Here is a 12,945-nt window from a genome sequence, read left to right on the forward strand (position 1 = left end):
TCAATTCGACTGATCATAATGTGATGCTACCACGCTCTCTTCCTCACCAGAGTGTAAATGACAATTATTATCCATAAACCATTTCTCGTCATAAGTTTCAATATCAAAATATTTTTCATATTTATCTATATTATCACAAAGTGAAAGTGCTCTGATCTTATTCATAATCAAACCTGTACCAGCAGGAATTAATCTTCCTACTATAACATTTTCTTTTAATCCACTTAAAGGATCACTCTTTCCGCAGAATGCTGCTTCTGTAAGTACTTTTGTTGTCTCTTGGAAAGAGGCAGCAGAAATAAAGGAGCTAGTTTCAAGACTTGCCCTAGTAATCCCCTGCAGAATAGGAAGATAATGAGCAGGCCGTTTGCCAGAGTTACTCATAGCATCATTTTCCCTATCAACTTCCAGCTTGTCAATGCTTTCGCCAACCAAGTACATAGTATCACCAGGATCAGTAATTTCCACTTTTTGTAGCATTTGTTTTAAGATCACCTCTAAATGCTTGTTGTCTATACGAACACCCTGCAATCTATAAACTTGCTGTATTTCAGAAATCATATAGTGCGCTAAAGCTTCTAACCCAAGCACACGTAAAATATCATGGAGATCAGGGTCACCATCCATCAATAGATTACCTTTACGTACAAAATCACCTTCATTGACTATTACATGCTTACTTCTTGATACCAAATATTCAACTGGAGAAATTTGTTCATCTACAGGTTTAATTAATATACTGCGTTTTCCTCTACGGTCTTTTTCAGAAAACGCTACATAGCCATCTATCTCACTAACAATAGCATGCTCTTTAGGACGACGTGCTTCAAATAACTCTATAACCCTCGGTAAACCACCAGTAATATCACGAGTTTTCACTGACTCTCTTGGTGTTCTTGTAATAACATCACCTGCATGAACCTTCTGGCCATTTTGTACATTGAGCACTGCACCAATTGGTATAAAATAACATGCTTCAACGCCACTTGCGAGTGTCATTACTTCACCATTATCGTCAAGCAGCACAATACGAGGACGTAAACTAGCTCCACCAGAATGCAATTTCCAGTCTTTTACTACTTTGCTTGATATTCCTGTAGATTCATCCATCACTTCAGTGATCGAAATTCCATCTTTTAAGTCCTGATAAGACACTGTACCAGTCTTCTCCGTGATAATAGGCAATGTATAAGGATCCCATTCCGCAACTTTATCGCCAATTTTTACTGACCCACTCTCATCCACATAAAGTTTAGCACCGTAAGGTACACTATGCTTCAACTTCTCACTACCAAGGCTATCAACCAACACGACTTCACAGGAACGGCTTATCACAATTTTATTTCCGTTTCTATCTATAATTATATTACTATTGTTTAACTTTATTTTAGCACTAATAGAAGCTATAATATTTGAGGATTCAACGCCTCTAGTCATTACCCCACCTATATGGAAAGTACGCATCGTTAACTGAGTACCTGGCTCTCCAACAGATTGAGCAGCTATAACACCAACTGCTTCACCTATTGAAACAATTTTACCAGCTGCAAGGTCTCTTCCATAACACAAAGAACACACACCAGGACTTATTTCACAAGTTAAAGGCGATCTAATTTTTACAGCATCAAGACCTGCAATGCTGATTTGCTTTACTTTATCCTCATCAATTAATTCCCCTGCTTTTACTAATAATTCTTTTGTCACTGGGTTATATATACCATTTGCAGATGTTCTACCCAGCACAACACTCTCTAGAGATGCAACTATAGTACTTCCTTCAACTGTAGCTCTCACAACAAGACCATTTTTTGTTTTACAGTCATGCTTTGTAACTATGCAATTTTGAGACACATCAACTAAACGACGAGTTAAGTATCCAGAGTTTGCAGTTTTAAGCGCAGTGTCAGCTAAACCTTTACGCGCACCGTGAGTAGAATTAAAGTATTCAAATACGTTCAATCCTTCACGGAAATTAGAAATTATAGGTGTTTCTATAATCTCACCAGAAGGTTTGGTCATGAGCCCTCGCATTCCTGCTAGCTGTTTCATCTGTGAAGTAGAACCCCTTGCACCAGAGTTAACCATCATATACACTGAGTTGTACTTACTATTTCCATCATATATAGATATTGCTTTTAACATATCATTAGCTATCATATCCGTACACTTAGACCATTCATCTATAACCTTGTTATACCTCTCACTTCTAGTTATTAGCCCATCTTGATATTGCATAGAGAATTTCTTAATTTCACCCCTCGCGTGATCAACATGTGTAGCTTTAGTTTCAGGTATAACCAGATCACAACGACCAAAAGAAACACCAGAAAATGTGGCATACTCAAAGCCAAGTACCATTAATTTATCAGAAAATGCCACTGTAGCACTTTGACCACAGTTACGATATACTAAATCAACTATACCAGTTATTTCCTTGACTGTTAATATCTGATTTATTAGATCGAAGCCTAGATTCTCATGCTTAGGAAAAGTTTGCCATAATATTAAACGGCCAGGAGTTGTACAAACAGTTTTATAGTGAGTTTCACCGCTGCTATTAATATACTCCATCCTATACTTTATACTAGAATGAATATGTAAAGTACCATCACTCAAAGAATGCTCAACTTCACAAAAAGCACCAAAAGATGGTAAATTATCTTCCTTAGGTTCTTGTAAAGTCAGATAATATATACCAAGTACTATATCTTTACTAGGAACTATAATCGGTCTGCCATTAGAAGGACTTAAAACGTTATTAGTGGACATCATCAACACCCTAGCTTCAAGCTGAGCTTCCAATGAAATTGGCACATGCACTGCCATTTGGTCACCATCAAAATCAGCATTAAACGCTGTACAGACAAGCGGATGAAGCTGTATTGCTTTGCCTTCAATAAGGATTGGCTCAAAAGCCTGAATACCAAGTCTATGTAGCGTAGGCGCTCTATTCAACAAAACAGGATGCTCTTTTATTACCTCTTCAAGCATATCCCAAACTTCTGGTTTTTCTGCTCTTATCAACTTACTAGCAAACTTAATAGTTGGAGCCATACCATACATCTTAAGCTTTGAGTAAACAAAAGGTTTGAATAGTTCAAGAGCCATTCTTTTTGGTAATCCACACTGATTTAGTTTCAAAGTTGGACCAACAACTATTACAGAACGTCCAGAGTAGTCTACCCTTTTTCCTAAGAGGTTCTGGCGAAAACGACCCTGTTTTCCTTTTAACATATCACTAATGGACTTTTTATATCCAACAGCACCAGCTTTGTTTACCAAAGTATTACGACGACTATTATCAAAAAGAGAATCAACTGCTTCTTGTAACATCCTTTTTTCATTACGAATCATAATCTCAGGAGGATTTAAGCTCAACAATTTCCTCAACCTGTTATTTCTATTAATAATAGTCCTATAATGATGATTCAGATCAGAAACTGCAGGACGACCACTTTCAAGCGATACCAAAGGACGCAAATCAGGTGGTAAAATAGGTATAGTTGTAAGTATCATCCACTCAGGCCTATTTCCAGATTTAATGAAGTTTTCAATAATACGCAATCTCTTTATAATTTTCTTTCTTCTTATCTCAGAAGCAACAGACTCTAATTCTAGTCTTAAATCCTTCCTAATTTCATGTAAATCAAGGCGCGTTAGCAACTCCCTTATAGCTTCAACACCTTGCATAGCTACAAAACTATCGATCCCATAGCTATCTTTAGCTTCATTATAAGCTTTTTCACTAATAATCTCACCTTTTTCAAAAGGCGAAACAAGAGGATCTATCACGATATAATTATCGCTATATAAAATATTCTCAATATCTCTGAGAGACATATCCAATAATGCTCCAATTCTTGAAGGAAGCGATTTCAAAAACCATATATGAGCAACAGGAGATGCAAGCTCTATATGACCCATCCTTTCTCTTCTTACTTTAGAAGATGTAACTTCTACTCCGCATTTTTCACATATGCGACCTCTGTGTCTTCTTTTTTTGTATTTTCCACATAAACATTCATCGTCATTGACAGGGCCAAAAACCTTAGGGCAAAATAATCCACCTTTCTCAACTTTGAACGTACGATAATTTGCAGTTGAAACATCTTCTATCTCACCACAAGATATACGCTTAATACTTTCAGGGCTAGCAATCGATATGCTAACCTCATTAAAAGGTTGTGCAATGTTAGTGTGAGATATATCTTCAATCACTACATCATTTTGCTTTAAATCTACATTTAAACATAAAGAACGTAGTTCTTTTATCATCACATTAAAGGATTCAGGAATTCCACATTCAAAATTACTGTCACCTTTTATTATCGATTCGTAAATCTTAACTCTACCATTAATATCATCAGACTTCACAGTTAACATTTCCTGCAAAGTATAAGCAGCACCATAGGCTTGTAATGCCCAACATTCCATTTCACCAAAACGCTGACCACCAAAATGAGATTTTCCTCCTAGAGGTTGTTGAGTAACCAAACTATAAGGCCCTACTGAACGCGCATGAATTTTACCATCAACCAAGTGGTGCAACTTAAGCATGTACATGTAACCAACTGTAACCTTGCGGTCGAATTTTTCACCACTGCAACCGTCATATAATACAGCTTGTCCAGAGTTATCCAAACCAGCAAGTTCAAATAATTTTGCTATTTGTTCATCTTTTGGACCCTCAAATACAGGTGCAGCAACAGGAACGCCATCACGTAATTTACGTGCAAATTCAATGAGATTATTATCACTAATATTACGAATATCATTACAGATAGATACGTTACTACCATAGCTATAAACCTCAATCAGGAAATTACGTAAATTGCTGTATGAACTTTTACAAGAGTTCAAATAGTTCTCTATTAATGCATTCAACTCGTCATTTAGTGCATTCTTATTAGGTGTATTTAAAACAGAAGCCATTATTTCATCATCATCAATATTTTCAATTTTTTTATTGTCAAGGTATGCTACTGCAAATTGTGTAAAATTATCATCGTTAAGGGACCTAATTCCCTTGCAAAAAGCACTTTTGATTTTATTGATCTCATCGAGAATATTACTTACCCTTTCCCCTAATTTTCTACAAGCCCAACCTACATGCGTTTCCAGTATTTGCCCTACATTCATTCGTGAAGGAACACCAAGAGGGTTAAGAATAACATCAACAGGAGTACCATCTTCCAAATAAGGCATATCTTCCACTGGCACAACTCGAGAGATCACACCTTTATTCCCATGTCTACCAGCCATTTTATCCCCTGGTTGCAGACTATGTTTCACAGCAATGAAAACTTTTACTGACATCGACACACCTTGAGGCAGGTCATAACCTTCATGTAATTTTTCTACTTTTCGCTTAAACTGTGCTATTGCATGTGATACTTTTTCATCAAAATCTTTTTTTAAGCTCTTAACTTGCTCAGAAATGGATTGGTTTTTTAATCCTATACCCCACCATTGCTCACGTTCAATAGAGTCAAATTTTTCTTGATCTTGAGAACCAGAATTAATAAGAAGTTTCTTCAGTTCATCATAGAAATATTCACTAGTAACATTGATTATATAATCTCGCTCTTCCTCAAAGTCATTTACCTCTTTTTGTTTAATGAGTAATGCCCTTTCATTTTCTTCAACCCCCCTGCGTGTAAAGACTTGTACATCAATTACTGTCCCTTCAACATCTGGAGATGTATATAAAGAGGAATCCGCACAATCGAATGACTTTTCACCAAAAATTGTCATTAATAACTTCGTTTCAGGAGGCAATGAAAGAGAAGGTTTAGGTGTAACTTTACCTACCAGAATATAGCCTGGACCAACTCTTGTACCAATTTTCACTATACCACTATCATCCAAGTGATATAGATTTTCTTCATTAACACCAGGTATAGCACGAGTTATTTTTTCTGATCCTAAAGGGGTATCATGTACAACACAGTCAAATTCTTCTATATGAATAGAAGTAAAGAGATCTTTTTTAACAACTTCACTAGAAATAATAATAGAGTCTTCAAAATTATAACCTTGCCAAGACATAAAAGCGACTAGCAAATTTTTACCAAGCGCCAATTCACCACTGTTAATTGCAGGACCATCAGCTATTACATCACCCTTTTTAACATAATCACCTACGCACACTAGCGGTCTTTGATTAATACAAGTATTATGGTTAGAACGCTGAAATTTCCTTAGATGATAAATATCTACGTCCAAGTAGTTAACCCTTTCTTTATCAAAAGCACGTATAACTATAGAGTTACTATCAGAACTATCAACTATGCCATCGCGTTTTGCTAAAACTACAGCACCAGAGCCAGAAGCTACAAAAGACTCCATACCAGTAGCAACCAGAGGAGCGGTAGGCTTCAATAAAGGTACGGCCTGACGTTGCATATTTGAGCCCATTAATGCTCTATTAGCATCATCATTTTCTAAAAATGGAATCAAGGAAGCCGCAACTGATATTACCTGCTTAGGAGATACGTCAATGTAACTCACCTGATCACTACTTACCATAATGAAACTACTAGCATATCTACAGTATAGCATATCATCAACAAAGCAATTATTTTCATCGAGCTTTGCGCTGGTATCAGCTATATAATATAAACCTTCATCTATGGCAGACAGATACTCAATTTGATCAGTAACAACCCTATTAACTACTTTCCTATAAGGACTTTCAATGAAACCATATTTATTAATACGCGCGTATATAGCTAAACTGTTGATTAACCCTATATTTTGCCCTTCAGGAGTCTCAATAGGGCAAATTCTTCCATAATGAGTTGGATGAACATCACGCACTTCAAATCCTGCCCGTTCTCTTGTTAAACCGCCAGGACCTAACGCGGACAACCTTCTTTTATGTGTTATTTCAGATAACGGATTAGTCTGATCCATAAATTGAGATAATTGAGAAGAATTGAAGAAATCTCTTAAGACATTAGTTAACACTTTTGGATTAATAAAATCAGATGGAGAAACTTTATCTAAACTAGAAGTGGACATAGAATCAACTATTACGCGTTCCAATTTCAACAACCCAGTTCTAAATTGATTTTCTATAAACTCTCCAACTGATCTTACTCTTCTGTTTCCTAAATGATCAATATCATCTACAGATCCTTGACCGTCACGTAACAATACTATTTTTTTTACAATTTCAATAATATCTTCATACGTTAAAACAGTTAAATCCTCATCATAATTTAATCCAAGGTAAGAGTTAAGCTTCAACCTACCAATGTTAGACAAATCATAATATTCCGGACTGAAGAAAAGATTACGGAAAAACTCCTCTACTATCTCTAAAACAGGAACTTCACCAGGACGCAAAACTCTATATATTTCATATAGCGCATCCTGATAAGACATGTTTTCGTCTAAGAAAAGCGTATTTAATATATAAGGTCCAACAGATACATTATCTATGTTCAATACTGATATTTCATCCACAGACAATAACTCAAGCTTCTTTATGTCTTCCAGCTTTATAGATTCACCAGCAGATAAAATTTTCGTAGAGCTAGCACTATCCATTAAATCTTCTGCGAGGAATAAACCACATATAGAATTAAAAGGAACCAGATACTCTTTCAATTCATTATCATATAGTTTTTTAGCTAGTCTTGAGGTAATACGAACGTTAGCTTTAAGCAGCACATTACCTTCAATATCCATTAAGTCGAAAGGCAACCTCACTCCTTTAAATTTATCAGGAACAAAAGGCACTTTCCAACCATCTTTATGTTTTACATACTTTATTTTCTCATAAAATCTATCGAGTATATCATTATTTGATAGACCTAATGCCTTTAACAAAACTGAGATTGGCAATTTTCTTTTTCTATCAACACGAAAATACAAATGGTCTTTAACATCAAATTCAATATCAAGCCAAGAACCCCTATAAGGAATAATTCTAGCAGAATAGATCAATTTACCAGAATTGTAAGTTTTTCCCTTATCGCTATCAAAAAATACACCAGGAGACCTATGCATTTGTGAGACAATAACTTTTTCTACACCATTAATGATGAAAGTGCCCTTATCAGTCATCATAGGCAACCCACAAAAGTGGACTTCCTGCTCTTCTATAGATTTTACAACGGTTGCAAGTTTAGAATGATCTCCACTCTCTTTAATCGATTTATATTCATCAAGAGAAATACCATCCTGCATAACAACAAGACGTATAGAAGCAATAACCTGAGCAGAAAAAGTTACACCACGCTTTATACACTCAGATTCATCATACTTAGGATCATCTACCCTACAACTTATAAACTCAATAGTAGCCCTACGCGAAGGATCATTTATTGGAAAGATTGTATGAAAGATAACTTCAAGTCTTTCATTACCCTTATTCTTAGGAGCAAATGAATCATACGATTCTTTTTGAACCTTAACCAAATCCAATAAAGAATCTTTTAAATCAATCGACCTAGAATAAGAAACTCTAGGAACAAAAGCACCAGAAGCGTACATATAAGAAGAATCAACCATTAAAATACCCCAAACTAATTAAAAGAGCTATATCAATATAAAATTAATACATTAAATATTATTCAAGCTCCACTTTAGTTGCTCCTGCTTCAATAAGTTTTTGCTTGATTTTTTCTGCTTCGTCTTTAGGAACATTAGCAGTTAAATCTTTAGGTAAAGATTCAACCAACTCTTTTGCTTCTTTTAAACCCAATGTAGAATTAACTTCTCTCACAGCTTTAATAACTCCTATTTTTTTACTCGCATCAATTTCTTTAATCACAACTTTATACTCAGCTTTTCCTTGAGCAGCAGGAGAAGCAGCATTATCACTAATAGGCGCCCCAGCACCAACAGCTCCACCAAGAAAAGAACCAGCAGGCAACCCTATTTTCTCTTCTAGAACTTTTACAAGTTCAGAAGCCTCTAATAGGTTTAAAGATAATATTTTATCAACCAAATCACTTGTTACATTACTCATAATTACCACCTTACTTAACAACAAATTTATTTTTTAGAACTATAATAATCCAAAACTCTCATAAGCCTTATAGAAGATGAATTAATAGACAACGCCAATCGAGCAGGAATATCATAAGATATTAAACGCATAATTTTAACACGCAATTCATCCAGAGAAGGCAACTTAGCCAGTTTATTAACATCTTCCACTGTTAACAATTCATTTATATGAGCCGCGCAAATCACAGACATTTTTTCTTTGTTAGCATTAATAAAATCAACTATTAACTTTGCAGCTTCTACTATGCCACTAGAGTATATAATAGCAACAGAACCAGAAAATTTGCCTGATAAATAAGAAAATTTACCAGTCCTTTCCAAAGCCAAGCGTGCTAGAGTGTTTTTAACTACTAATACCCCACCTTCTATAGACTTCAGGCTATTCCTCAGAGTTAATGAATCATTAGCATTTATAGATTTAAAATTTACTAATATCAAGAAATCATTATTTACAAATACGTTTATTGTGCTCTGTATAAATTCATCCTTATTTTTACGCTTCACGGTATCACTCCCTTAAATTATATCTTCCACTTTGCTTATCTTATAAGCTTCACCCATAGTTGAATTTAAAAAAACACCCTTAAAGTAAATTCCTTTCGCAGAAATAGGTTTATTATCTTTAATTACTTTAAGAAAGGCTTTTAAATTTTCTAGCAAGTCATCAATATCAAATTTAATATTTCCTAATTTACCATGAATAACACCATCTTTATCTGTTCTAAATTTTATCTGACCAGACTTAATGGTTTTAATAGCTTCTGCAATGTTAGAAGTCACAGTACCAAATTTAGGGTTAGGCATCAGCCCTTTAGCACCCAATACTTTTGCAATAGGAGTGATTTTTGCCATAAAATCAGGAGTAGTAATGCACCAATCAACATCTAATTTTCTACCTTTTTTTATTTCTTCAACTAAATCCTCTCCTCCTGCAATATCAGCACCAGCTTTTTCAGCTTCTAATAAATGTTTATCTTGAGCGAAAACAGCTACTTTAATATTCTTCCCGATACCTTTAGGCAAAACTACTGTACCACGTACCTGCTCTTCAGATTTACGTGAATCTACGCCTAAATTGACTGCAATATCAACTGATTCATTAAATTTTGCTGAAGCAGACTCAATAATCTTCTTCAAACACTGCTTAGGATTATCATTATATGTATTCATTTACCTAACCTTCCACAACTTCTATACCCATAGATTTTGCAGTGCCTACAACCATTTTCACTGCTGAATCTTCATTATCCACTTTCATATCAACCATCTTGCACTTTGCCACTTTAATTATAGCAGACATAGGTAATTTAGCCACTAATTCTTTACCAGGATTACCAGAACTTTTACTTAATTTAGCCTCCTGCTTAAGTAAATAAGCCACAGGTGGACTGCTGACAGTAAAATCATGAGAGCGATCATCCTTTATGGAAATTCGCACTGTTACTAAATCGCCTACTTTATAATTAGCGTTAGCAGCGCTAGTAACTTTATTAAAAGCTTCACAAAACTTAGGAACAGGTATACCACGTGGACCAAGTACTGAAGCAATTTTCGGTCCTGGAATTGCTTTCCCAGCTTCCATAAGTAAGTTAATCTTAGCAACTATAACACTCATAATTAATCCTCTATTTTCTCTACTTGAGCCAGATCAAGCTCTATTATTGTCGGCTTACCTAAAATTGATACTTCCACATTAATAATTTTTTTCTCATCGTTTACCATATTTACCTTACCAGTAAAATTTTGAAAAAGACCATCATTAATTTTCACTTTTTCACCTTTTTCATAACCATAACCTAACTTCTTTGTCTCTTGAGCATTATAAAGTGCATTACACATTGAGTGAATCTCATCGTCCAAAATCACCTTTGGAATATTACCATTTTTCAAAAACCCATAAACCTTAAGAGATTTTGGTATATTATTGATAAAATTCAATACTTCATCGCATAAATTCACGTATAAAAAGACATAACCAGGAAAGCATTTCCTTCGTGTAGCAATTTTCTTAGATTTCAACTCTACTTCACTTAGCTCTTCATATGGAATAAAAACTTCCTTAAAGTAACCATTAACACTCAATCTCATAGAATTTTCCAATATATGTTGGCGCACTTTCTCTTCACAATTGGAAGCAACTCTCAAGATATACCATTTATATCTATTAAATTCTTTACACTTTAAACTTATCTCATCATCTGAAATCATCTCAAAATCACCAGATTCGCCACTGCAGAATCCAGGCGTTTGATTCAAAATATTTTTGCTTTCATCACATAGATGCATATATACATACACTTCACATAACTCTTTTATATCAGACTTTGAATTACATACCGTTTGATAAGGAATAAACACTTCCTTGAAATAAACAGCATTACTTACCAATTCGCGTATATTTTGCTCATATCCATAATCAACTCTAATGATATACCATTTATATTCACATTCCATAAATAATTCCAAATAAAGCCTTAATTACGTAAAGAGACATAAAATCCACAAAACAGAAGAAAATCGAAAAGCATAATATAACAATCATCACAACAAATAGAGATGACAACACCTCCTGTTTCTTTACCCAAGCAATTCTTCGTATTTCTTGCTTTATATCATAGAAAAAAACACACAAACTTTTTAACATTTTCACCACAACATTAATGCAGGAGCGATAGGAATTGAACCTACAACCTCTGGTTTTGGAGACCAGCGCTCTACCAATTGAGCTACACTCCTATAACCCAAACTCTCACTCCAAAATTTCAGAAACAACACCAGAACCAACAGTTCTACCGCCTTCTCTTATCGCAAAACGCAATCCCTTATCCATTGCTATCGGTACTTGCAATTCTACTTCTACACTCACATTATCTCCTGGCATTACCATCTCCTTCCCATCTAGCAATTTTATGCTCCCAGTTACATCCGTTGTCCTTAAATAAAACTGTGGCTGGTAATTCGCAAAAAATGGTGTATGCCTTCCTCCTTCCTCTTTCTTTAATATATAAACCTCCGCCCTAAACTTTCTATGCGGCGTTATCGTCCCCGGTTTTGCTAATACTTGCCCTCTCTCCACTTCTTCTCTTTTTGTTCCTCTTAACAATATTCCTACATTGAGTCCTGCACTTCCCTTATCCAGCAACTTCTTAAACATTTCTACACCTGTGCATATCGTCTTTTGCGTCGCTTTCAGACCTATTATCTCTATCTCTTCTCCCGTCTTTATCTCTCCCTTCTCTATCCTTCCTGTTACCACCGTTCCTCGCCCCGATATCGAAAATACATCCTCGATTGGCAATAAAAATGGTAAATCCACAGGCCTTGGTGGAACCGCCACATACTCATCTAACTTTTCCATCAATTTATCTATTGATTTCTTTCCATATTCGCTACTGTCATCCTCCAGCGCTTTCAATGCAGACCCCACTACCACAGGCACTTCATCCCCTGGAAATCCGTATTTATTCAGCAATTCCCTCACTTCCATTTCTACCAAATCTATCATATCAGCATCAGCAACATCAGCTTTATTTATATATACCACGATATATCCAACACCTACCTGCTTCGCTAGCAATATATGCTCTCTCGTTTGTGGCATTGGCCCATCAACCCCCGACACTACCAATATCGCCGCATCCATCTGTGCTGCACCTACTATCATGTTCTTTACATAGTCAGCATGTCCAGGACAATCAACGTGTGCATAATGCCTTTTTTCCGTCTGATACTCAACATGCGCTGTTGCTATCGTTATCCCCCTTTTCCTTTCTTCTGGCGCCTTATCTATCTGATCATACGCTACAAAATTTCCATAATGCTTTGTTATCGCCGCTGTTAACGTTGTCTTCCCATGATCCACATGTCCTATTGTTCCCACATTTACATGCGGCTTTCCAAATGCTTCCACTACTGCTGTCATAA

Annotated in this window: 8 protein-coding genes and 1 tRNA gene; all 9 read right to left on the minus strand. The window is 35.6% G+C overall.

Annotation, left to right across the window (positions count from 1 at the left end):
* Positions 1-8,520 carry a DNA-directed RNA polymerase subunit beta/beta' gene (locus tag AAGD69_RS04565; RefSeq protein WP_341811805.1) on the minus strand — a complete coding sequence of 2,840 codons (8,520 nt, stop codon included), beginning with the start codon at positions 8,518-8,520 and terminating at the stop codon, positions 1-3.
* Between the two features lie 58 nt (positions 8,521-8,578).
* Complete coding sequence (gene rplL / locus AAGD69_RS04570) at positions 8,579-8,980, minus strand: 50S ribosomal protein L7/L12 (RefSeq protein WP_341811806.1); 402 nt, start codon at positions 8,978-8,980, stop codon at positions 8,579-8,581.
* 26 nt (positions 8,981-9,006) lie between these two features.
* Entirely contained in the window at positions 9,007-9,525 is a 519-nt protein-coding gene (gene rplJ, locus AAGD69_RS04575; protein WP_341811807.1) for a 50S ribosomal protein L10, read from the minus strand.
* Between the two features lie 12 nt (positions 9,526-9,537).
* Positions 9,538-10,191: a 50S ribosomal protein L1 gene (rplA, locus tag AAGD69_RS04580; protein WP_341811808.1), complete on the minus strand. Its 654-nt coding sequence runs from the start codon at positions 10,189-10,191 to the stop codon at positions 9,538-9,540.
* Between the two features lie 4 nt (positions 10,192-10,195).
* Positions 10,196-10,636, minus strand: a complete 441-nt coding sequence (locus AAGD69_RS04585; protein WP_341811809.1) for a 50S ribosomal protein L11 — start codon at positions 10,634-10,636, stop codon at positions 10,196-10,198.
* Positions 10,637-10,638: 2 nt separating this feature from the next.
* Positions 10,639-11,475: a transcription termination/antitermination protein NusG gene (gene nusG / locus AAGD69_RS04590; RefSeq protein ID WP_309166466.1), complete on the minus strand. Its 837-nt coding sequence runs from the start codon at positions 11,473-11,475 to the stop codon at positions 10,639-10,641.
* Positions 11,465-11,665 (minus strand): preprotein translocase subunit SecE, encoded by a 201-nt coding sequence (secE, locus tag AAGD69_RS04595; RefSeq protein ID WP_205517846.1) that lies wholly within the window; start codon positions 11,663-11,665, stop codon positions 11,465-11,467. The genes nusG and secE overlap by 11 nt, the downstream gene beginning before the upstream one ends.
* Positions 11,666-11,684: 19 nt before the next feature.
* Positions 11,685-11,757 (minus strand) — tRNA-Trp (locus tag AAGD69_RS04600).
* 13 nt (positions 11,758-11,770) lie between these two features.
* The gene (tuf, locus tag AAGD69_RS04605; protein ID WP_264329094.1) at positions 11,771-12,943 is read right to left on the minus strand and encodes an elongation factor Tu; all 1,173 of its coding nucleotides are present in this window, start codon (positions 12,941-12,943) and stop codon (positions 11,771-11,773) included.
* Positions 12,944-12,945 lie beyond the last annotated feature (2 nt).

The sequence above is a fragment of the Wolbachia endosymbiont (group A) of Conops quadrifasciatus genome, from assembly GCF_964027015.1.
Lineage (GTDB): Bacteria > Pseudomonadota > Alphaproteobacteria > Rickettsiales > Anaplasmataceae > Wolbachia.